Origin of the sequence: Burkholderia sp. Bp9099 (assembly GCF_003857805.1) — a bacterium.
In the GTDB taxonomy this organism is placed as follows: Bacteria; Pseudomonadota; Gammaproteobacteria; order Burkholderiales; family Burkholderiaceae; genus Burkholderia.
The window spans coordinates 1-21,950 of record NZ_QTPU01000010.1 but is presented as its reverse complement, the minus strand read 5'-3'; the positions used below and the strand labels follow the sequence as shown (position 1 = coordinate 21,950).

General features: G+C 63.7%; 26 protein-coding genes. 10 read left to right on the top strand and 16 right to left on the bottom strand.

The annotated features are described in order from the left end of the window. Positions 1-40: 40 nt before the first annotated feature. Both DIE17_RS13055 and DIE17_RS13050 read right to left on the bottom strand, forming a co-directional pair. Positions 41-1,441, bottom strand: coding sequence for an MFS transporter (locus DIE17_RS13055; protein ID WP_124487359.1), 1,401 nt, complete (start codon positions 1,439-1,441; stop codon positions 41-43). Between the two features lie 222 nt (positions 1,442-1,663). Further along, positions 1,664-2,764 carry a type II asparaginase gene (locus DIE17_RS13050; protein WP_311767491.1) on the bottom strand — a complete coding sequence of 367 codons (1,101 nt, stop codon included), beginning with the start codon at positions 2,762-2,764 and terminating at the stop codon, positions 1,664-1,666. Between the two features lie 359 nt (positions 2,765-3,123). Here DIE17_RS13050 and DIE17_RS13045 point away from each other — a divergent pair, with 359 nt between their 5' ends. The 7 genes from DIE17_RS13045 to DIE17_RS13015 all read left to right on the top strand — a co-directional run bounded on the left by DIE17_RS13045 (position 3,124) and on the right by DIE17_RS13015 (position 9,471). Next, the gene (locus DIE17_RS13045) at positions 3,124-3,633 is read left to right on the top strand and encodes a hypothetical protein (RefSeq protein WP_044846925.1); all 510 of its coding nucleotides are present in this window, start codon (positions 3,124-3,126) and stop codon (positions 3,631-3,633) included. A gap of 415 nt (positions 3,634-4,048) precedes the next feature. Further along, positions 4,049-4,561 (top strand): hypothetical protein, encoded by a 513-nt coding sequence (locus DIE17_RS13040; protein WP_124570985.1) that lies wholly within the window; start codon positions 4,049-4,051, stop codon positions 4,559-4,561. A gap of 316 nt (positions 4,562-4,877) precedes the next feature. After that, complete coding sequence (locus tag DIE17_RS13035) at positions 4,878-6,032, top strand: c-type cytochrome (RefSeq protein WP_124920955.1); 1,155 nt, start codon at positions 4,878-4,880, stop codon at positions 6,030-6,032. 13 nt (positions 6,033-6,045) lie between these two features. After that, positions 6,046-7,806: a cytochrome c oxidase subunit I gene (ctaD, locus tag DIE17_RS13030; protein ID WP_124920954.1), complete on the top strand. Its 1,761-nt coding sequence runs from the start codon at positions 6,046-6,048 to the stop codon at positions 7,804-7,806. Next, a complete protein-coding gene (locus DIE17_RS13025; protein WP_124920953.1) occupies positions 7,803-8,417 on the top strand; it encodes a cytochrome c oxidase subunit 3 in 615 nt (204 codons plus the stop codon). The genes ctaD and DIE17_RS13025 overlap by 4 nt, the downstream gene beginning before the upstream one ends. Next, on the top strand, positions 8,414-9,121 hold the full coding sequence (locus DIE17_RS13020; protein WP_044846930.1) for a heme-copper oxidase subunit III family protein: 708 nt from the start codon (positions 8,414-8,416) through the stop codon (positions 9,119-9,121). Before DIE17_RS13025 ends, DIE17_RS13020 begins: the two co-directional genes overlap by 4 nt. An 8-nt stretch (positions 9,122-9,129) precedes the next feature. Further along, positions 9,130-9,471, top strand: a complete 342-nt coding sequence (locus tag DIE17_RS13015) for a cytochrome C oxidase subunit IV family protein (protein WP_044846931.1) — start codon at positions 9,130-9,132, stop codon at positions 9,469-9,471. A 217-nt stretch (positions 9,472-9,688) separates the two neighbouring features. On the opposite strand, the gene DIE17_RS13010 is transcribed toward DIE17_RS13015, so the two are convergent. Then, on the bottom strand, positions 9,689-10,291 hold the full coding sequence (locus DIE17_RS13010; protein ID WP_124487363.1) for a hypothetical protein: 603 nt from the start codon (positions 10,289-10,291) through the stop codon (positions 9,689-9,691). 77 nt (positions 10,292-10,368) lie between these two features. Further along, on the bottom strand, positions 10,369-10,578 hold the full coding sequence (locus tag DIE17_RS13005; protein WP_124529581.1) for a hypothetical protein: 210 nt from the start codon (positions 10,576-10,578) through the stop codon (positions 10,369-10,371). 1,033 nt (positions 10,579-11,611) lie between these two features. Between DIE17_RS13005 and DIE17_RS13000 the strand changes: the two genes are divergently transcribed. Beyond that, positions 11,612-12,349 carry a hypothetical protein gene (locus DIE17_RS13000; protein ID WP_124570999.1) on the top strand — a complete coding sequence of 246 codons (738 nt, stop codon included), beginning with the start codon at positions 11,612-11,614 and terminating at the stop codon, positions 12,347-12,349. Between the two features lie 58 nt (positions 12,350-12,407). Here the strand turns inward: DIE17_RS13000 and DIE17_RS12995 are convergent, their stop codons facing one another. The 3 genes from DIE17_RS12995 to DIE17_RS12985 form a co-directional block, all read right to left on the bottom strand. Beyond that, complete coding sequence (locus tag DIE17_RS12995) at positions 12,408-13,853, bottom strand: DEAD/DEAH box helicase (RefSeq protein ID WP_185735369.1); 1,446 nt, start codon at positions 13,851-13,853, stop codon at positions 12,408-12,410. A gap of 91 nt (positions 13,854-13,944) precedes the next feature. Then, on the bottom strand, positions 13,945-15,009 hold the full coding sequence (locus DIE17_RS12990; RefSeq protein WP_124920951.1) for an aldo/keto reductase: 1,065 nt from the start codon (positions 15,007-15,009) through the stop codon (positions 13,945-13,947). A gap of 69 nt (positions 15,010-15,078) precedes the next feature. Next, positions 15,079-15,669: a flavodoxin family protein gene (locus tag DIE17_RS12985; protein WP_124529592.1), complete on the bottom strand. Its 591-nt coding sequence runs from the start codon at positions 15,667-15,669 to the stop codon at positions 15,079-15,081. 118 nt (positions 15,670-15,787) lie between these two features. On the opposite strand from DIE17_RS12985, the gene DIE17_RS12980 reads away from it, so the two are divergent. After that, positions 15,788-16,693 carry a LysR family transcriptional regulator gene (locus DIE17_RS12980; RefSeq protein ID WP_124920950.1) on the top strand — a complete coding sequence of 302 codons (906 nt, stop codon included), beginning with the start codon at positions 15,788-15,790 and terminating at the stop codon, positions 16,691-16,693. 142 nt (positions 16,694-16,835) lie between these two features. Here the strand turns inward: DIE17_RS12980 and DIE17_RS12975 are convergent, their stop codons facing one another. Further along, positions 16,836-17,171 carry a hypothetical protein gene (locus DIE17_RS12975; protein WP_124920949.1) on the bottom strand — a complete coding sequence of 112 codons (336 nt, stop codon included), beginning with the start codon at positions 17,169-17,171 and terminating at the stop codon, positions 16,836-16,838. Between the two features lie 549 nt (positions 17,172-17,720). Next, on the bottom strand, positions 17,721-18,032 hold the full coding sequence (locus DIE17_RS12970) for a hypothetical protein (RefSeq protein ID WP_260426231.1): 312 nt from the start codon (positions 18,030-18,032) through the stop codon (positions 17,721-17,723). A 177-nt stretch (positions 18,033-18,209) separates the two neighbouring features. Here DIE17_RS12970 and DIE17_RS12965 point away from each other — a divergent pair, with 177 nt between their 5' ends. Continuing rightward, positions 18,210-18,425 (top strand): hypothetical protein, encoded by a 216-nt coding sequence (locus DIE17_RS12965; RefSeq protein WP_044846937.1) that lies wholly within the window; start codon positions 18,210-18,212, stop codon positions 18,423-18,425. A gap of 54 nt (positions 18,426-18,479) precedes the next feature. Here the strand turns inward: DIE17_RS12965 and DIE17_RS12960 are convergent, their stop codons facing one another. The 7 genes from DIE17_RS12960 to DIE17_RS12930 form a co-directional block, all read right to left on the bottom strand. Continuing rightward, positions 18,480-18,797: a hypothetical protein gene (locus DIE17_RS12960; RefSeq protein WP_124487368.1), complete on the bottom strand. Its 318-nt coding sequence runs from the start codon at positions 18,795-18,797 to the stop codon at positions 18,480-18,482. Positions 18,798-18,888: 91 nt separating this feature from the next. Next, positions 18,889-19,257: a hypothetical protein gene (locus DIE17_RS37930; protein WP_260439228.1), complete on the bottom strand. Its 369-nt coding sequence runs from the start codon at positions 19,255-19,257 to the stop codon at positions 18,889-18,891. Between the two features lie 60 nt (positions 19,258-19,317). Continuing rightward, positions 19,318-19,530, bottom strand: coding sequence for a 30S ribosomal protein S21 (gene rpsU, locus DIE17_RS12950; protein WP_124487370.1), 213 nt, complete (start codon positions 19,528-19,530; stop codon positions 19,318-19,320). Between the two features lie 31 nt (positions 19,531-19,561). Beyond that, positions 19,562-19,771, bottom strand: a complete 210-nt coding sequence (locus DIE17_RS12945; protein WP_124920948.1) for a hypothetical protein — start codon at positions 19,769-19,771, stop codon at positions 19,562-19,564. A 70-nt stretch (positions 19,772-19,841) separates the two neighbouring features. After that, positions 19,842-20,126, bottom strand: a complete 285-nt coding sequence (locus tag DIE17_RS12940) for a hypothetical protein (RefSeq protein ID WP_124519976.1) — start codon at positions 20,124-20,126, stop codon at positions 19,842-19,844. Between the two features lie 518 nt (positions 20,127-20,644). Further along, positions 20,645-21,532, bottom strand: coding sequence for a CoA ester lyase (locus DIE17_RS12935; RefSeq protein ID WP_124920947.1), 888 nt, complete (start codon positions 21,530-21,532; stop codon positions 20,645-20,647). After that, positions 21,522-21,950: electron transfer flavoprotein subunit alpha/FixB family protein (locus tag DIE17_RS12930; RefSeq protein WP_221624894.1), on the bottom strand; the 429-nt coding region annotated here is incomplete at its 5' end. The genes DIE17_RS12930 and DIE17_RS12935, both read right to left, overlap by 11 nt.

Below are 21,950 nucleotides of genomic sequence, written 5' to 3'. Positions count from 1 at the left end.
GGGCGTCCTGTAGCGGCCGTCATCGACGACACGCCGAAGGTCAAGGACGCGTCGTGCGTCCATTCGATGCGGATATCGCGAGCGTCGCATCATGGTGTCCCGCGGCATGGGCAAGATCTTCCGGCGCGCCGTCGGACTTCACGTCGGCAAGATGCTCGCTGCCGGTTTCAGGCGCCATGAAGTGGCAGAACACGCCGCCGAAGACCAGTACCGCGACGCACACGCTCAATGCCGCATGAATGCCGGCCTGCTGCACGGCGATCGGCAGCAGGAAGGTGCTGATGGCCGAACCGAATCGGCTTGAAGCAACCGCAAGGCCTACGCCCGACGCGCGAAGATGTGTTGGAAAGAGTTCGGGCGGATAGACGAACTCGAGGTTCGCGGCGGCCGAAAGAATGCACGCGAAGAGACCGAAGACGAGCATCGTTCCGATGGGACCGAAGTTCGCATAAGTCAGCACCGCGAGGCCTAACGCCGCAAGATAGAAGGTTCCGATCAGGAACGTGCGACGCGAAATCCGGTCGATCAACAGCAGGCCTATCACGGCGCCCGCGAGGAGCAGAATGTTGTAGACGAGGCCGCCCACGAACTTGTCCTTGACGTGCAGCGCCTCGAGCACCTTTGGCGCAAACGTGCCCAACGCAAAGTAAGGAATGACCTGGCAGGTGTAGAACACGCATCCGACCAGCGTGTTCTTGCGCCAGCGCGGCGAGAACAGTTGCGACCAGGCTCTCGTCGTTTGCTGTGGCACGGCCGCCTTCGTCATCGCAAGCGTGACTTCCGGGCCGAATCTGCGACGGACAATGGCAAGGGCTTCGTCTCCCCGTCCGCGTTTCATGAGCCACATCGGCGATTCGGGCACGAGCAGGCGGAACGGGAGAATCAGCAACGCGGGAACGCCGCTCGCCGCCAGCATGATTCGCCACGCATCGGGGCCTGTATCGCGCATCGCGAAGCCTGCGAGGTAGGCGCCGACATAACCCGCCGCCCAGGCGGCTGCGAGCACGCTGAGCAGCCGGCCACGGTATCGGCGTGGCGAATATTCGGTCACGAGCGATTTGCTCACGACGTAGTCGGCGCCGAGGATGAGTCCGAGCACGAGACGCAACACCAGCAATTGCGCGGGCGACGTCACGAAATACTGGGCGGCCGAGACGAGCGCGAAAAGCAGCATGTCCCATGCGAATATCGTTCGGCGACCATACCTGTCAGCGATCGGGCCGGCGAACATGCTGCCGAAGAAAAGCCCTGCGAGCGATGCCGCGCCGAGCAGTCCCATCCAAAGCGCATCGAGGTGCATCGGACCGGCTGCCATGCTCACCGCGATGCCGATGATGCCAAGCACGAAGCCATCGCTGAATTGGCCGCCCGTCCCGCTGAACGCCACGCCCACATGGAATGGGCGAAGCGGCAAGTCTTCCAGTAGTACCTGTTTGCTCACGTCTGTCTCCTGTCTCTGGTATGGCGCCCATGCCGATGCGCGTTGAAAACCAGTGTAGAGCGACGACTTCAGGAAAACAGCAGGTCACATGACAGTATTACGAACTCTGATACTGCTTTCTATCAGGGCTGAAACCGAGGCTTTTGGGCGCGCGCGAAAAGCAAAGGCCGGACGGCTGTTGCCGTCCGGCCAGCAAAGCCGCGTCGTGCGTTCGGGCGCCGCCTAGAACCGCTGAAACATCTGTTGAATCTGCTCGGGGTTATGCGTCACCGTAAGCGCGAGCATCAAGAGGATGCGGGCTTTCTGCGGATTGAGGTTGTCGCCGAGCAGACCGATATACGCCGGATCATCAGGGATGTAACCGCTTCCGGTCCTCGATGACCGGACGACGATCACACCCTTGTCGACGGCTTTCTTGATGGACGGAAGCGCAAGCAAGGATTCGCTGCCGGCGCCGACGCCCGCGACGACGATCCCGCGGGCGCCGTGCGCGACCGCTGCGTCGTACAGGTAACCGCCATCATTCTGGTGCCCGTAGACAATATCGACCTCGGGAAGTGAATCCAGCTTCGCTATGTCGAACGGTGTCTGCGTGGTCTGCAGTTTGGTCACGGCGGTTTCGAAATGCGGTACGTTGTCGATCAGCGTGCCCAGATGGCCGTCGTCGGGACTTTTGAATGTATCGAGCGTGTTCGCATTGGTCTTCGTCGTATATCGGGCGGAGCCGATGCGATCGTTGAGCACGACCATGACGCCTCGTCCGCGCGCCGCCGGCGACGCCGCGACCGTCACCGCTTGAAGGATGTTGCCGGGGCCGTCGGCGCTGAGCGCGGTCGACGGGCGCATCGAACCGGTAATCACGACGGGCTTGTCGCTTTTCACGACGAGGTTGAGGAAATAGGCGGTTTCCTCGAGCGTGTCCGTGCCGTGCGTGATGACGACACCTGCGATGTCGGGCTGTCCAAGAAGCTGGTTCACGCGCTTCGCGAGCTTGAGCAAGACTTCGTTGGTGATGTTCTCGCTCCCGACATTCGACACCTGCTCTCCGAAAACCTGCGCCACTTTTCCGAGCGAAGGTACGGATTTCAGCAGCGCATCCGCCGTGAGCACACCGGACTTGTAGCCCGTGCTTTGCGTCTCGCTGAGACCGGTGCCGGCGATGGTGCCACCCGTGGCCAGCACGGCAACATGCGGAAGCGGCACGGGGGCGGGCGCTGCAGTTTGCGCATGGCCGATTGCAGGTGCAGTGAAGATCCAGGTCATCAGCAGAAGCTTGCAGACAATCTTTCCATACTGGCTCGATCGAGCGCGTTCGTCTCTCACATCGGACTCCGAATGAACGATAAAAGATTTCCGTCACGTCAAGCGATGCGTGGTCCTTAACCGACTTGCGCAATGACGCGGCCGGGGAAAGTCGGCTCCTCGCCGACATCGAATGCCTTGGCTTTCGACGATGAAAAGTGTAGAGAACCGCACGCTCGGACAAATTATCCGGCAGCGACAATTATTGAATCTGATACTGCATTGGAGATTTTTTGAAGGCCGTCCTACCTGCGATTTCGTTTGGCATGGAGGTTAAAGCTCGACGTTGCCGGTGGTTCCATCCGGTACGTACCCGCCTACCGCGCGGCCGGAGCTGACATAAAATAGAACGTATTCCTGACTGAAAAAAGGGGGCCGACATGAGGCGCCTCTATTTCCTCGTACCCGACACGCAGATGGCGAAGGCGATCGTGGATGACTTGCTGCGCGCTCGCATCATCTGGCGCCATATCCATGTCCTCGCGGATCACAGTGTCACGCTCGAAGAGTTACCCGAAGCGTCCTTGCTGCAAAGCAGCGATGTCGTGCACGCGCTCGAGCGCGGCGTCGCGCTCGGCGGCGCAACGGGCGCGCTCATCGGCCTCGTCGCGCTCGTCTACCCGCCTGCCGAGCTCGTGATCGCGGGCGGCGCCGTCGTCGCATTGACGGTGGCGGGTGCGGGCTTCGGGGCGTGGACGGCCGGGATGATCGGCATCGCCGAACCGAACGCGCGACTCGAGCGATTTCGGGAGGCGATCAAGGAAGGCCAGATTCTGATCATGGCCGACGTGCCGGCATTGCGAGAGCAGGAAATCGAGCAGATGATCGCCCAGCATTTTCCGAAGGCGGATCTGGAGGGCGGCGAGCCTACGTCACCGGTTTTTCCCTGACACGCGGAAACCGGCATGCCCGGCGCGTGGAGCCGCACCCGCATCGAGCGGGTCGGCAGCAGGCAAGGGTGAAACCGGCATCCGTCGGTTCAGAAGATTTGTCGGAATACTTAATTTGCCCCGGCGTGCCGGCACGAGGACGATTCCGTGACGGCCCCTGCCCTTTTGGCGTTGCATGCAGTCAGATGCCCGTGACCGCGCAACGCCACGGCCTCCGTTCCCATGTCGCGCCGCCGACACCCGCCGCACGCCGATCCTGAACGGAACACCGTACTGCCATGCGACGCGCAGGGTTTTTGCACCTTGCGTTGCCCCCCATATCTGCCATTCTGAATCGAATAGTCGACGTATTTTCGACGCGCGTGGCGCGTGCTGAACCCGAGTGCCGAAGCTGAATTGTCAGCAAGGAGGTCGTATGGAACTGCACATTCAATCGCACCATTGGCAACGGCGCATGCCGGACTGGCTCGCCGCGGCCGTGGCCGGGCTTGCCGGGGGCGCCCTGGTGATCGTGCTCGAATTCTTCTGGTCGACCATGGTGCTCGATGAAAGTCCGTGGCAGCCGACCCACAAGATCGCGGCGATGGTGATGGGCCGTGGCGCGCTCGAACAGATGTCGGTGTTCAGCTTCAGCATCGTGGGAGTGGCACTGCTGTTGCACTACGTGCTCGGCGCCATCATGGGGATGATCCTCGCCGCGATCATGGCGCCGTTCCGCTTCGATTCGAGCGTCGGGATGGAGGCCGTCATCGGGCTGGCTTTCGGGATCGTCGCGTACGTATGGAACTTCTACGTGATGACCGCCGTGTTCCCGTGGTTCATCTCGGAGCGGGGATCCGGACCGTTGCTGGCCAACCTGCTGTTCGGCGTGGTCACCGCCGTCGTCTACGGCATGCTCGAACGGCGCAAGCAGAACGCGATGCACTGACATGCCGTTGCTTCGCGCCGCGCGGGACGGCTGCCTCGACAACTCACGCCGGAGGCGGCCGTTTTGCATGTTGTCGCGGCAGGTGACGCCGTCCGTGGTGCGACGCGGGTATGGGGTGCTTCCCTCCTTCCTCTTGCGCTGCCTTGCGCGATGCAAGGCAGCAGACTACCTTTTTCTTTAGAGCCGCCGACGCCGCCTGGCGAATCGGTCCTGGTGGATTGCCGGCAAACAATCGTACGAAATTCGGCAAGGCGGCACGACGATGCCCGGAGCGCCGGTTGGCGGCTCCGGCGAGTGACGCGCGGCGAGGCGGCCCATGGTGCTTGCGATTGCCCTGATCGTGATCATCGCGTTGGCGGTGGGGTTTCACTTTGCCAGTCCCTGGTGGATCACGCCGATCGCGTCGAACTGGGTGCGCATGGACGACATGCTGACGATCACGCTCGTCATCACCGGCGCGTTCTTCATCGCCATCAACCTGTTCATCGCGATCGCGCTGATGCGCTACCGCCACCGCGGCGGGCATCGCGCGGCCTACGAGCCGCACAACAGGCGGCTGGAATGGTGGCTGATCGGCCTGACCGCCGTCGGTGTCGCGGCGTTGCTGGCCCCCGGTCTGTTCGTCTATGCGGACTACATCCGGCCGCCGCGCAACGTGCTGCAGATGGAGGTGCTCGGCCGCCAATGGCAATGGCGCTTCCGCTTCGCCGGCCCCGGCGGCAAGCTGGGCACGACGGACGTGCGCTATATCGGCAGCGACAATCCCTTCGGCCTGAACCCCGCCGACCCCAACGGCCGCGACAACTACCTGATCGAGACGCCCGAGGTCCATCTGCCGCTGAACCGGCCGATCCAGGTCCTGACACGGTCGCTCGACGTGCTGCACGACTTCTATGTCCCGCCGTTTCGTGCACGCATGAACATGGTGCCCGGCATGGTGACGACCTTCTGGTTCACGCCGACCAAGGCAGGCCGTTACGACATCCTGTGCGCGCAGCTTTGCGGTGTCGGGCACGCGGGCATGCGCGGCGTGGTGGTGGTGGAAGACGATGCAGCGTTCTCGCGCTGGCTCGCGCAGCAGACCACCTTCGCGCAGCGGCAGCAGGCCAAGGTTCAGGCCGCGGCGGCAACGCCAGGCGGCAGCGCGCAGGCGCTTGCCGACCAGGGCAAGGCGCTCGCCGCGGCCAAGGGCTGTCTCGCCTGCCATACCGTGGACGGCAGCCCGCGCGTGGGTCCGACCTGGAAGGGCCTGTACGGCAAGACCGAAACGATGGCCGACGGCAGCACCGCGAAAGTTGACGACGCCTATCTGCGCGCCTTCATCCGCGATCCGGCGGCCCGCGTCGTGAAGGGCTATTCGCCCATCATGCCGCATTTCGACCTGAGCGATCAGGAGCTGACCGCGCTGGTGACCTACATCGAATCGCAAGGCGGCCCGGCTGCCGGCAGCACGGCCAACCGCCAGCCCTAGCGGAGCAGACGCAATGCCCTACGCGCACCTCGACCACGCCCCGAAAAGCTTCTGGACGCGCTACGTCTGGAGCCAGGACCACAAGGTCATCGCCGTGCAGTATGCGCTGACGGCCATCGCCATCGGCCTGGTCGGCCTCGTCCTGTCGGACCTGATGCGGTTGCAACTCGGCTTTCCCGGCAAGTTCAGCTTCATCGACGCCAACCACTACTACCAGTTCGTCACCATGCACGGGATGATCATGGTGATCTACCTGCTGACCGCGCTGTTCCTCGGCGGCTTCGGCAACTACCTGATCCCGCTGATGCTGGGCGCGCGCGACATGGTGTTCCCGTTTCTCAACATGCTGAGCTTCTGGGTCTACCTGCTGGCCGTGCTGGTGCTGGTGGCGAGCTTCTTCGTGCCGGGCGGGCCGACCGGCGCGGGCTGGACGCTGTATCCGCCCCAGGCCATCCTGCCCGGCACGCCGGGCGTCGAATGGGGCATCGTGCTGATGCTCGTGTCGCTGGCGATCTTCATCGTCGCGGCAACCATGGGCGGCCTGAATTACGTCACCACGACGCTGCAGGCGCGCACGCGCGGCATGACGCTGATGCGCATGCCGCTCACGGTGTGGGGCATCTTCATCGCGACCATCATGGCGCTGCTGGCGTTTCCGGCGCTGTTCGTGTCGGCCGTGATGATGCTGCTCGACCGGACGCTCGGCACCAGTTTCTTCATACCGGCCGTGGTGTCGATGGGGCAGTCGCTCAAGCATGCCGGCGGCAGCCCGCTGCTGTTCCAGCACCTGTTCTGGTTCTTCGGGCATCCGGAGGTCTACATCGTCGCACTGCCGGCCTTCGGCATCGCGTCGGACCTCATCAGCACCCACGCGCGCAAGAGCATCTTCGGCTACCGGATGATGGTGTGGGCCATCGTCGTCATCGGCGCACTGAGCTTCGTGGTCTGGGCGCACCACATGTTCGTCGCCGGCATGGATCCGTACTTCGGTTTCTTCTTTGCCACCACCACGCTCATCATCGCCATCCCGACCGCCCTCAAGGTCTACAACTGGGTGCTGACGCTGTGGCGCGGCGATATCCACCTGACCGTGCCGATGCTGTTTGCCATCGGCTTCATCAGCACCTTCGTGCTGGGCGGGCTGACCGGGCTCTACCTCGGCAACGTGAGCGTGGACATTCCGCTGTCGAACACGTACTTCGTGGTCGCGCACTTCCATATGGTGATGGCCGTGTCGCCGATCCTGGTAGTGTTCGGCGGCCTCTACCACTGGTATCCGAAGGTGACGGGCCGCATGCTCGACGACAGGCTCGGGCGCGCGCACTTCTGGATCACCTTCCTCGGCACGTACGCGATCTACTTCCCGATGCACTATCTCGGCATCCTCGGCATGCCGCGGCGGTATTACGCGTACGAGGGCTACAGCTTCATTCCGCATTCGGCGCAGACGCTCAACACGTTCATCACCGTCGCCGCGCTGATCGTGGGGGTCGGACAGTTGCTGTTCCTGTACAACCTGGCGTGGAGCCTCGTACGCGGCAAGCGTGCCGACGGCAATCCGTGGCGGGCCACCACGCTGGAATGGCAGACGCCGCAAACGCCGCCGGTGCACGGCAACTGGGGCGCCGCGCTGCCGGTCGTCTACCGTTGGGCGTACGAATACAGCCCGCCAGGACAAGCGGAAGACTTCGTCCCGCAAAACCAGCCGCCTGCGACGGCGCCTGCGCCTGAACCGGCCCACCCGACGCTTCAACCCGGCGAGGCACGCAAATGACCACGCTGCCGCGCGCCTTCGTTCCCGACACGCCACCGCCCGTCCTGCCGAATGCGAGCCGCGTCGGCCTGATCGTGTTCATGGCCGTGGCGACGGCCTTGTTTTCATTGCTGCTGCTCGCCTACGGCATGCGCATGCGCGAGCCCGACTGGCAGCCGATCCCGCATCCGGCGCTGCTGTGGTGGAACACCGGCGCGCTCGCGCTGGCCAGCGTCGCCATGCAGCGTGCCCGGCAGCTGACCGGGCATCGCGTGGCGTGGCTGGTGGGCGGCGGCGTGCTGGCCGCCGTGTTCGTGATCGGGCAACTGATCGCCTGGCGCATGCTGTCGGCGGCCGGGCAAACCGTCGTCGCCAATCCTTCCAACAGCTTCCTCTACCTGCTCACCGGCCTGCACGGACTGCACGTGCTGGGCGGGCTGGCGGCCTGGGCCGTGACGATCGCGCAGCGCCGGCGTGCGGATCCGTTCCGCGCCCAGCGCGCCATTTCGCTGTGCGCGCTCTACTGGCATTTCCTGCTGGCGGTCTGGCTCGTGTTGCTGGCGGCAATGTGGTGGCTCACCCCCGCGGTTGTCGCCGCCATCTGCGGACCGCTGTATGGAGCCGCGCCATGACCTCGCCCCCGCTCCCGCCCGAATCCGCCACCACCCCGCCCGCCGACGCCGGGCCCGACGGCTGGCGCGGCATCGTCACGGACTGGTCGGCCGACCGCGAAGCCTTCAAGGTGCCGTGGGGCAAGGCGATGATGTGGATCTTCCTGCTGTCGGACACCTTCGTGTTCAGCAGCTTCCTGATCGGCTACATGTCGGTGCGCATGTCGACCACGGCGCCGTGGCCCGACCCGTCCAAGGTGTTCGGGCTCACCGTGGCCGGCGTCGAGGTGCCCTTGCTGCTGATCGCGATCATGACGTTCACGCTGATCACCAGCAGCGGCACCATGGCGATGGCCGTGAATTTCGGCTATCGGCGCAATGCCCGGCGCGCCGCCGCGTTGTTGCTGGCGACCGCGCTGCTCGGCGTGACCTTCGTGTCGATGCAGGCCTTCGAATGGACCAAGCTGATCGTCCATGAAGGCATCCGCCCGTGGGGCAACCCGCTGGGCGCCACGCAGTTCGGCGCATGCTTCTTCATGATCACCGGGTTCCACGGCTTTCACGTGACCTGCGGCGTGATCTACCTGCTGCTGATCGCACGCAAGATCCTGCAGCCGGGGTTCACCGAGCACGGCAACTTCCAGATCGTCGAGATCGCCGGCCTGTACTGGCACTTCGTCGACCTGGTGTGGGTGTTCATCTTCGCGCTGTTCTATTTGTGGTGAGGCAGGCCATGGACCACACCGATCCCGCCGATCGACCCGACGCCGCGCACGGCCAGCAGCACCCGATCGGCATCTACCTGAAAATCTGGGGCCTGCTGTTCGTCCTGAGCACGTTGTCGTACCTGGTCGACTACTTCAAGGTGCAAGGCGTGGTGCGCTGGGTGCTGATCGTCGTGCTCATGATCGCGAAGGCCGGGCTGATCGTGTCGATCTTCATGCACATGATGTGGGAGCGTCTGGCGCTGGTGTACGCGATCCTGATACCGCCGCTGTGCCTGCTGGTGCTCATGGTGCTGATGGCGGCCGAAGCGCATCACACGTTCGGCATGCGGGCGCTCTTCTTTCATTGATCGCGTCGCCGGTTCGTTCTTCCGGCGGCGAACGCTTCGGATCACGTACGATCCGGCTCTGCGCGAGGAGGGGGATGGGGACAACGCACGCCTGGCGCGTGCCCGCGTGCCCGCGTGCAGCCGAACGTTTGGAATTGGACGCTGGCCAGCACGCACACGTGTGTGACGAGAGGATACGCACTGCCGCGAGCAGCGCGCATCCCCCGGAGGGCGGCGATCAGTAGGCCGCCACCTTTTCGGTATTGCGTCGTTCCACGGACGTCCTGGATTTCGCCACTGCCGTGATGAACAACATGGTGGCGATGCCACCGGCGATCAGTGCCGGGTAAGCGGCCAGGATCTGGACCAGGGAATACTTCCAGCTCAACGGGCGCCCGACGCCAAGCATTGCCGCATAGAACCACGAGACGGCGGAAATCACGCCCGCGAAAATGGCAACCATGCGCCGTTCGAACGAAAGCTTCAGCAAGGATCCCGCTTTCCGCAATGCCGGCAGGACCGCGGAGTGCAGCGCGATACCGTTGAAGGTCAGCAACGCGACGATGCCGATCTTGGCCTGCAGCTTGGGATTGCCGAGATACCGGAGACCCTGGGTCCGCATGTCGAACGCAATGATCGCGATGCCGGTGATCCAGAGAATCGTCAGCGCCAACGTGACGGTGCGCTGCAGGCTGGCCAGATGAACCTGGGCAGGATCGGTAGGCGCGTCGGTATCCAGCAGTTGCCTGACCATGGCAATGTCGCTGGTCAGCACGAGACCAATCGCGACACAGCAGGCAATGAGATGAACATAGACGATTCCCATTCGTACGAATTCCATTTTCTGTCCTTTATCGGCGCGGTGCGCAAAGTTAAGTTGTACCGTCGTGAATCTGGGCGAATTCCGTCGATACATATTTAGGATTGCGACGCAAACATCAAAATTCGATCATGGATTCCGCTATCAAGCTGGCTCCAGTTCGGCATGACATGAACAACGTGGTGAGCCCATTCCGGTGCGTCCGGTCGCAACGGGCTGAATGCAGTCGAACCGACACCCATCGCGAGTTCGACCACTTGATCAAGCCCGCACGGCGTGCAGACTTGTAGTGTCGGATGGCTGGCCATCCGGGTATCCGGCATGCGTGACTTGCAGATTGAAAGGTCGCCCGACTGCCGGATGCTGCTGGGCGACGGGCAAAATTTAAAACAGCGAGCCCTGACGAATCAACCCGAGTTGTTACGAAATGCAAAGGACGTAACGAGCGCTGAATGCGCCGAGAGAAGGGTCGGACCGGGCGCAATTTCTGCTGATACGGAGTATGCGGAATTGTTCTGACCTGGATTCCGGAACTGATTGACGGGTCACGTCTTTTTACATTTGAGCGGTAAATAGTAAAGGGGTCGCAGTTCGCAGTGCATATTGCGAAACTTTCATATGTTGAATAGGGAAATTCTCTGTCATTCGGGATATTGTCGAGCATTGATTTTCTCAGACGAAACGCCAACGGCATCGGGCGTTGATGCACCGATCAGTGCCTGAAAATCCGCGCGGGTTTCCGAGAGATCTCTCGTCTCTTCCTTCGCATTACGCCGTCTGGCGGGGCTGAGCGTCAAACCGGCAGTGACGGCGGAGACACCGACCGGGTCGACATGACCAAAATCGGATGGCCCGAATTTTTTAGGGTATGGTTCCGCAATAAATCGAAGCAGATCGCGCGATCGGCCGAAAGAATATTTTTGACGACTGACAGGAAGTAAAAATCGCGGACGTCAAAAATCAAAAATACCCTGATTACCCGAAATCAAAACCATGCCTTGCGAATACCTTTCGATCAAGGCCGAGAAATCCCGCCGGATCGAGATTCGTCGATGGCGGCTGAGGAAGTCGAGCCTCATTCGCAAAGCGCCGCTCATGCGTCGGTTTGAGCGTTCACCAAACGCCGCTGCAACGTGCTCGTGCGCGTCGAGCGCGGTCGCCCCTCGGATTGCCTTCTCCCGGCAGTCCCGTCGAATCCGGGAATAACCGTCGTGTGCTCACGGTATTGCAGGAAACACGAACCGGGTGACCCCTATGGACATCATCGACACGGCCCATGCAACGGATACCAAACAGGAATCGCCCGCGGTGCGCACACCGCACCGTGAATCGAAAGTCCGGATGCAATCCGTGCTGCGCGGTCTCCAGCTCGGATCGGGCGTGGTGCTGCTGACCTATCTCTTTCTGCACCTGATCAATCATGCACTCGGAATCTGGTCACTCGAACTCGCCGGACGCGGTCTCGTGCTGGCGTTGCGGCTCTGGCGCAGCGCACCGGGGACGTTCGTGCTGTACGGCGCGGCTTCGCTTCATTTTGCGCTGGCGTTGCACACGATATACGGGCGCCGCCACTGGACCCTGCCGCCCGCCGAATGGCTCCGCCTCTGGGCAGGCCTCAGCCTGCCGCTGCTGCTGATCCGCCACGCGGTGACAACCCGGCTCGCGTCCTCGCTCTACGGCTTCGAGCCGGACTACGAGCGTGTCGTCACCGTGCTGCTCACCAGCGGCACGCAGGGCCTGCAACTGGCCCTGCTCGCACCCGGCTGGATACACGGATGTCTCGGACTGTGGTTCCGGTTGCGCCATCATCCGTGGGCGTGCCGCGCCAAACCCGCACTGCTGGCATTCGTCGCCCTGCTGCCGTTGCTCTCCGCAGGCGGCTTTGTTCATATGATGCGGGTCGTCGAGGCGAAGGGCTCGCTGTATCTGCCCCCCGATCCGAAACTGGTTTCACACCAGCTCGCCCTTGACGCGTGGCGTCACTATCTCGTCACCCTCTACGTGTGCCTGATCATCGGCGCGTTGATCGCGGGCCTGTTGCGCAACCGCCTTGAACGTCGACGGTTGCAGAACGCGTGACGACGATCGGGAAGCTCCGGCCGAGCGGCGGCGGCCGGCACGCCTCATCCCCCGTCGATCAGGGTTGACGTTTGCCGCGACCACCGGCGGGTTTCCCGGCCGGCTTGCGTGAACCCGCAGCCGCCTTGCCGGCGGGTTTGCCGCGCGGCTTTTGCACGCTGAACGGACTACCGCTCAACACGCTCGCGCTCTTGCCCGCGGCGCCGGCACGCTGCCCCTCGGCCTTGCGCTTGCCGTCCCCACCTTGCGGCTTCGGCTTCTTGCCGGCCGCCGGCATGGCACCCGCCCCACCTTGCGGCACCTTGGGCTTCTTCGGCTTTTTGGGCTTCTTGATGATCTGCCCCGTCGCGCTGGTTTCCGGCACGCGGTGTTCGGCTTCGAAACCCGGCTCCTCTTCACGGCGCAGCGTCTGCCGGATCAGCGCTTCGATCGCGGCCAGCTGCGGAGCTTCATCGGCACACACCAGCGACACCGCCACGCCGCTGGCGCCCGCGCGGCCGGTACGGCCGATACGGTGCACATAATCTTGCGCGACGATCGGCAGATCCACGTTGATCACCAGCGGCAAGTCGTCGATATCCAGCCCGCGCGCCGCCACATCGGTCGCGACCAGCATCTGCACTTCGCGCGCCTTGAAGCGCTCCAGCGCACGCAGGCGCGCGGGCTGCGGCTTGTCGCCGTGGATGGTGTCGACCGCATAGCCGGCTTCATCCAGCATCGCCGCCAGGTAGTCCACGCCATTGCGGGTCTTGACGAACACCAGCGCGTGGTCCCAGTTGTTCTCGGCCACCAGGTGCATGAAGAGGTCGGGCTTGTTGCGCTTGTCCACCGGCACGACCCACTGCTTGATCTTGCTGGCCGTGACGTTGGGCGGGCTGACGCTGATATCGACCGGGCTGTGCAGAATGGTCGCCGCCATCGCGCGAATATCGTCGGTAAACGTGGCGGAGAACAGCAGCGTCTGGCGCCGGGCGGGCAACGCAGCAAAGACGGCGTTGAGTTCGCGCGCAAAACCCAGATCGAGCATCCGGTCGGCTTCGTCCAGCACCAGCGCCTGCACCTGATCGAACTGCACCGCGTTCTGCCGGTTGAGGTCCAGCAGACGGCCCGGCGTGGCAACGAGCACATCCACGCCCTTGCGCAGCTTCATCATCTGCGGGTTGATGCTCACACCGCCGTAGGCGGCCAGGAACCGCAGGTCGAGGCCCTTGCCATACGCGACGAAGCTCTGCAGCACCTGTTCGGCCAGCTCACGCGTGGGCACCAGCACCAGGACACGCGCACGGTTGCTGGACACCGCCGGCCCGTGTTGCACCAGCCGCTGCAACAGCGGCAGCGCGAAACCCGCCGTCTTGCCGGTGCCGGTCTGCGCCGCGGCCATGACGTCCTTGCCGCCGAGCACCGCGGGAATCGCCTTGGCCTGCACCGGCGTCGGTGTCTGGTAATTGAGGTCCTGCAGATTACGCAGCAAGGGATCGATCAGGCCTAGCGAGGCAAAAGACATGGACGTGTTCCGGGCTAAAACCGCAATTCTAGCCGTTACCGCCGCGGCGACCGCATCGCGCGGGCCGAACGCCGCGCCGCGCGATGCGGCGTCACCGGTCCTGTTTCGACCCGCCGCGCGTGAAAGGCTGCGGCCGCCTGCCCGCCGCCTGGCGATCGATCATCCAGCCGGGATAGCCGGCAGGCACCGCACTGACGGCATCAAGATGCGCGAGTTCGTCCGCGGTCAGCGCGACATCGGCCGCGCCGAGATTGTCTTCGAGCTGTTCGACCCGCTTGGCGCCGATGATGACGCTCGTGACATGCGGCTTGGCGAGCAACCACGCGAGCGCGATCCGCGCGACCGACACGCCTCGCGCGTCGGCGATGGCGCGCATCGCGGCAACGCACGGCCAGGCCCGCTCGAGATCGACCGGCGGAAAATCGAAATGGCTGCGCCGCGACCCTGCTTCGGCCGGCGCCCCGGGGCCGAACTTCCCCGAAAGCAGTCCCCCGGCGAGCGGCGACCAGACGAGGAGGCCCATCTGCTCGTCGATCGCGAGCGGCACCAGTTCGTGCTCGACGTCCCGTCCGGCGATCGAATAGTAGGCCTGCAGCGTCTCGAAGCGCGTCGCATGGAGCGCCTGGCTGAGCCCGAGCGCCTTGCCGATCTTTCCGGCGCGCCAGTTCGAGACGCCGACATGGCGAACCAGCCCCTGCCGCGTCAGATCGTCGAGCGCCCGCAGCGTCTCTTCGATCGGCGTGACGGGATCGTTCGCGTGTATCTGGTAGAGGTCGATGTGGTCGACCTGGAGCCGTTCCAGGCTTCTCTGCACGGAATCCATGATGTGGCCGCGCGACGCCCCCTGATCGTTGGGCTTCGGGCCCATCACGCCCGCCGTCTTCGTCGCCAGCACGATCTCGCCGCGCGGCACGCCGAGGTCCCGGAGCGCCTGTCCGACGAGGCGTTCCGACTGACCGAACGAATAGATGTCGGCGGTATCGATGAAGTTGATGCCCTCGGCCAGTGCGCGGGAAATCAGCCGGGTCGCGTCGTCCTGGCCGACCGCGCCGATCGACGCCCACATGCCGGCATCGGCATTGCCGCCCAGCGTCATCGTGCCGAGACACAGCTCGGAGACATACAGGCCCGTGCGGCCCAGTTGCTTGTATTTCATGGCCGTTTCCTCATGGTCGGCTGGAACGCATGCGGTGGCGTCCGGTCAGGCGCCCCGCACGCCGGGATGTCAGCTGATTCGCGCGTGCCCTGCCCGAAACTGTCCGGCGATCGTTGCGACGCGTGCGCCATAGCGGCGTGCCGTCTCGAGATCCCCCGGCGACATCTCGTCGGGCGACGCGTCGGCCGGCGTCTGCGCCATCGGCGCGAGATAGGAGCCCATGCGATTCAGGTCGTCGCGCATCGACGCCTTCAGGTTCGCCGGCTTGATGTCCATGCTCACCCAGACACCGCCGTGCTGCCCGGCGAGCAGCACGAAGTATTCGAGCGTATTGAGCTTGTCGCCGTTGACGCTCGCGCTATTGGTGAAGCCGCCGAAGATCTTGTTGCGCCACCGGCCGTCGAACCAGGCCGTCGACGATGCGTCGGCGAACTTCTTGAACTGCCAGCTGGGGCCGCCCATGTAGGTCGGCGAGCCGAACAGGATGGCGTCGGCGCCCGCGAGCGTGTCCCACGCGTCCGGCGCGATGTTTCCGTCGGCGTCGATTGCGACGAGGACGGCGCCGGCGCCCTCGGCGACAGCCGTTGCCATACGCCGGGTATGCCCATAGCCGGAGTGGTAGACGACGGCCGTCTTAACCGGTGCGATGTGTTGTGTCATGGTTGCGCCCTTTCGTTCAGGTGGTCGTCGGGAGACGACATCGGAAAGCACTCTACTGAGTCGCAATTGAGTTATAAATGACGGCCGATTGAACGTTCTGTTACTCGCCGAGTGAACAATGCAAAACCTCGATGCGCTGTTGATCTTTGCCCGTGTCGCCGAAATGACGAGCTTCACGCGGGCGGCCGAAAGCCTGGGCATCCAGAAGGGACGTGTCTCGATGGTGATCCGTCGACTCGAGCGCGACGTGGGCGTTGCACTGTTGCATCGGACGACGCGGAGCGTGCAGCTGACCGAGGACGGACGCGCGTTCTATTCGCGCGCACGGGACCTGCTGGCCGAAGTCGAGGAATTGCAGTCGATGTTCTCCGGCAACGGCACGCGACTGCGGGGAAGATTGCGCGTCGACATGCCGACCGAACTGGCCCGCAGTGTCGTGGTTCCCGCACTCCCGCAACTGATGGCCGCGCATCCGGAGCTGGAACTGGAGCTGTCGAGCACTGATCGGCGTGTCGATCTCGTCCAGGAAGGCTTCGATTGCGTGATCCGTCTGGGCCCGATCGTGGACGAGACGCTGATCGCGCGGCCGCTGGGCCGGCTGCGCATGATCAATGCGGCGAGCCCCGGCTACCTGGCGCGGCACGGCGTACCGCATACGCTCGACGATCTGCTCGGCCAGGGACACCGGATGGTCCACTACACGCTGACACTCGGCGCGCGTCACCCGGGATGGGAGTACCCGAACGGCAACGGCTATGCGTCGCTGCCGCTGCCGAGCGCGATGCAGGTCAACAGCGTGCAGACCTATCACGCTGCCGGGCTGGCCGGCATCGGCTTGATCCAGGCCGGATATTCAGGGGTCGCGGCTCACATCGAAAGCGGCGCGCTGGTGGAGGTGCTGCCCGATCTGCGCCCGGAGCCGCTGGCCGCGTGGCTCGTCGTGGCCCATCGGCGCAATCTGTCGCCGCGCGTTCGGGCGTTCATGGACTGGATCGAGCGGGTGCTGGAACCGTATTTCGACTGAGGGCGGCGCGGCGGATCGGCTCGGGGGGGCATGGCCCGTGGCCGGGAAACCGATGAGGCTGCTCACGCGGTTGGCCGGGCCGCCGACATGGGGCGCCTGCAAGCTGCGCCGTAACCGGCGACCTCGCGTCGTGACGCCGCAGCTAATCCTTCGGCGCGGGCGGCAGAGGAATCCAGTGCGTGTACGCCGACTGCAGCAGCGCGACGTCGTCGAATCGAGCGACGACCGCAAATCCTCGTGAATCCCACGCCAACACATTAGACGCCGAGTCCGCATCCTGACGCGTCGGGCGGTGCTGATCCGCCGGAATCCAGTTCTGGCCCTGACGTGCCCCCTGCCATCCATCCCAGGCGGCCGCCGCACGTGTTCCCCTGACGTAGCCGCCCTGGTCCCGAACGCGATAGGCCAGGTCGGCGCGATATTCCACCGGCGTGTCGCGGAACCACCATTGTTCAAAAAGCTCTCTCTCGGTGCTCACCGACTTCTCCAGTGACGCAGCTTCAGCTTGAATCCGCGGCCGCGAATTCGGCTACGCCCAGCACCGTGCAATTCGCGTTCCTGCGGCCTCGCAGGCTGACTTCGTCGCCCATCAGGCCGAATCGGACTGCCCTCGGCGCGGCGCGAGTCCAGCTTGCCACCCCGTCAGCATATCGCGATGTGCCGCAACGATGCTGTGCGGCACGCGGCATCGTCGTCATGGATAGCGCCATGAGTCGAAGTCGCTTGCTGGCTACCATGCGCCGAACTTCGCTTGAATGTCAAAGCATCGACACGTTCCCGATTTGGCACGAAGCGCAGCGAAATCACGCTCCGGTCAAGTCGATGCCGCGGGGATGGCAGTCGCAAAAGTCAAAGGTACTCACGGAGTACGAATTGCCCATGAATCGACTGGAAACGTGGTGTTTATAGGCGAATTTGCCCGACCGTCGACGAGCATACTTGAGACCGCGACGACCATCCCGCACACGGCACCGAACTTCAGCTTTCCCGTGCGTCGGACCGCACGAGACTCGCCCGCACCTTGACGTCAGAGGGTCATCAACAATCGCAACTGGTGTTCGGTTTCCGTTCCCTTGACCAGCGCATAACATCGCGTCTCCCGTCGCTCGATCGCAGAAAGGCCTTCAGCATCGGAGAAGGTGTTCCATGCGACACCGTCGATACTTGCCCATTCTCCGCGGGTTCGCGCAAAGGCCCGCAACAGCGGACTGGCTTCACGGCGCAGAACGACACGGTCCGCATTCAGCACACAGGTCGACCAGCCACCGCGGAGGATCAGGTAACAGGGTACCGAACGGTGATCAATTCTCGTGAGCACAGTTGTTTCTTCCATTTTCATCGCGACGAGGTCCAACGGTTCGCATTGCAGACGAAGTTATCGACCCGATCGAAGCGTGCGCGGCCACGGCCGGATGGTGAAGCCGGCCGGATCGCGACACATCCCGACGGCGGACGCTTCTGCTCGTGCGGCCCCGCACGGCAGCCCCGCTCGCGACAACCAGACAGGGAGGAGCCCATGCTCTTCAATACGACACGCTTCCGGATCGATCCGACGCCCCGCAGGGCCGATGGCGAGTACATCGCACATGCGAGAATCACCACGACGCTGCTGGACGGAGGTGAGAGAGAGGTGCATTCCAGCGGCGATCTGGCCGGCTTCGATGCGCGCGACGATGCGATTGCGTACGCGACGCAATGGGCGCAGGGATGGCTGGCCGCTCAATTTGGCTGAAGGCAAGAAGGCGGTGGCGCAGCTGTGGCTCGAGCGTCGGGCATCGTGGCTGCGTTACCGCCTGGGATGCTTCATTTCCTCGGCTTCCATCGCGGCGAGCCGCTCTTCACTCGCAGATACGGATTCCATGGCTTCGTCGATCGAAGTCAATGCATATTCGCAGGCCAGTTTCACTTCTTCAACGATAGTCTCTGGCTGCTCGTCGTCGCCAGGCGGCGGGGAAAGCATGTCTGCGAGCATCATGGCCAACTCGGGGGTGTCCCATGGTTCGCCCTTTTGCGCCTTCTTCTTTATATAGTGCCGGATTTCCGCGTCTTGCTCGGGCGAGAGTGGAAGGTGTCGAAACGTGTTGCCTGGGTTAGCGTCAATCATGTGTTGCTCCGAAATTCGAATGCGACTCCCGTGGGCTGCTCCCTGCCATGCGCGTGCACCCGGAACAAGACGAGAACGAAGGAGCAGCTTCCTATTTTCGGCAGCGCGAATCCTGAATGCGTTCGAGGCGCACCAAAAGCTCGTCCACCTGCAGTGCGAGGACCTTGCTTCGCTCGGATTGTGTGCGGAGCTTGTCGAGCTTGACTCTCCAGTACGCGGGATCGTTCACGGACGATCGGTTGATGAAGGCGTGTTGCGCTTGCTCGAGCAGCCCGACCGATCGTCTGATATGGGCCAACTCGCGTTCCGCGTCGCAGTACCAGCTCATGTTTGCCGCCTTCTGATCATGATTTTCATCCTGGTTGCTGCACGGCGCGACGCGCGTACCGATCATTTCTTCCTGCCGCTGCGCGGCGGCCGGCCGGCATGCTGCCTGCGTCGTCCGGCCGCGGTACCGCATGCCGGGGATCGGTACGGCGACGTAAGCCCCCTCGGCCGGCACGCTGTTCCCGCCGTTCTTCTAGTACATCTTGCGGGGCGGCAACATGCGCTTCGCCCGCAAGCGCTGCCGGGCAACGGCACTGGCTTTTTTCCGCTTGCGCTCCGTCGTGGGCTTTTCGTAGCTGGTGCGACTGCGCAACTCGCGAATCAGCCCGGTCTTCTCGATACCGCGCCGGAAGCGCCGCAGCGCGACATCGATGGGTTCGTTGATCTTCAGTGTGATGGTTGTCATGTAATGCCTGTTGGAAAACGTTCGAATAAAACTAGCCGAGTCGTGTCATGACGGTGCTCGCTATCGCGTCGGATTCGAACTCCGAATACCCGGCTCCGATCGAAAATGCGCGCACCGCCGCGAACATCTGCAGCTCTTGTTGATGGCACCGCGCAGAATGGGTCATTCCAGCGGGCAGGACAGCATCGCTCCGAGTGAGCTTGCACCGCCGGACCAGATCGAGAAGCTCGTCGACGATCATTTCGCCCTCCAAATTGATGGCAAGTCACGCTGCCATGCTGATGGCAAGTCACGTTGCCATGCGAGTCGTGTCAGAGGGCGTCCGAAAAGAAGGCCAGCTTTTCGCGATCGTCGTCAATGACGCGCTCGGCATAGCGCAGTGACGCACGCCGTGCGTCACCGGCCGTGTCGAACGGGCCGTCGCCGACGAGCCTGAAAGTCTGGCTCTGCGTCAGCGTGTCGGTGGTGCCGCGAAGACAAATCTTGACCGCTGCATCGAAGCCGGCCTCGTAGTTGTGCGGCAAGCCATCCAGCGCAGGCACGTGCGGGTAAATCAGTGGATAGATCTCGAATCCACGGTAGATATGCATGCTCATCATGAACTCCTGACGATCGCTTCTCGGCGACTCGCAAGGACGAGCGTAGGCAGCCAGCATCGCCTGATGCATGGCGCGACGGGTCGTGGTGAAAGGGACAAACGTTGCGCGCGAGGCAATGCGCGACGCAACACGGTGGCAGGTGGAGGGCGAGCGGTCGAACAGCAAAAGGAGGCTCGAACGAAACCATCATACGCGCATCGTCGATCGGGTGTCCATCTTATTTCGACCGCAACGAGGCAGATGACGAAGTGCGTTGTCGCGCCGTGATCGCGGCTCACCCCATGCCGTCGTGCCCTCGTTCATCGAAACGCTTTCGCCGTGGCGAGTCGACCAGATGAAGACCACGCCGATCACCGTCGTCGACGAGCATCTTCCCGGCGACCGGACTTTTGCATCTCCACCATCTTCCGTCAGTCGACCGAATACAGAAGCAACTTCGCCTAATGCAAGCCGCCGAGGCATGCACGCACCCGTTCATTGATCCGACGATAGCGGACAGCCGTGGCCACCCCGACTCACGCCGCCGAGCATTCGCCGGCGGCGGCGTTCGATCCGGCGTTGACGGCTGCAGCCAGCGCGGCGATCCGCTCGGCGCGCAACAGCACCGGCCGATCGACCATCTTCCCGTCGACCGTCACCACGCCGCCATTCGAATCGCGCATCGCATCGAGCACCCGCCGGGCCCAGCGCGCTTCGTCGTCGCTCGGTCGAAAGCATCGGTGCACGAAGCCGATCTGCTTCGGATGGATGCACAGCTTCGCGCCGAATCCCAACTGCATGCCGTTGAATGCATCGCGCGCGATACGCTCGCCGTCATCGATATCCGGCGTCACGCCGTCGACCGGCGATTCGATCCCGGCCACCCGCGAGATCAGCACGAGTTGCGAGCGGAAGTGATTGAGCGAAACGCCATCGTCCGACATGCCCATGTCCGCGATGAAATCGAGCGTGCCGAACATCAACCGCTCGACGTACGGCGCTTTCGCGACATCGAGCGCGTTCCACATGCCGTGTGCGCTTTCGATCAACGGATAGACCGGCACACGCCGGCGCGCGAGCGCAACGGCAGCGCACACGTCGTCGGCACGCTCGGCCTTCGGCAGCACGATACCGGCCACGCCCTTCAACGCGCCGAGCGCGGCATCGGCCTCGAACCATCGCGTGTTCCGCGCGTTGATCCGCACGAGCACCGGATGCTCGGGCGAAACCCACGCCGCTATCGCATCGCGCGCCGCCACTTTCGCCTCCGGCTCGACGGCATCCTCGAGGTCGATGATGATCGCATCGGCGCCGCTTGCGAGCGCCTTGTCGAAGCGCTCCGGCTTGCTCCCCGGCACGAACAGATACGACTGGGCCGGCGCCCCGCGGCCACCGCCGGCGCGCATCGCGGCATCAGACGGCATCGACCACCTCCGGAACCCGTTCGAACAGATCGCCGACGAGGCCGTAGTCGGCCACGCTGAAGATCGGTGCTTCCGGATCCTTGTTGATCGCGACGATCACCTTCGAATCCTTCATGCCGGCCAGATGCTGGATCGCACCCGAGATACCGACCGCGATGTACAGCTGCGGCGCGACGATCTTGCCGGTCTGGCCGACCTGGTAGTCGTTCGGCACGTAACCGGCGTCGACTGCCGCGCGCGATGCGCCGAGTGCGGCGCTCAGCTTGTCGGCCAGCGGCTCGAGAACCTTCGTGTAGTTCTCGCCGCTGCCCAGGCCGCGGCCGCCCGACACGATGATGCTCGCCGACGTCAGTTCCGGACGGTCCAGCTTCGTCACTTCACGGCTCACGAACTGCGACTTGCCTGCGTCCGCCGCGGC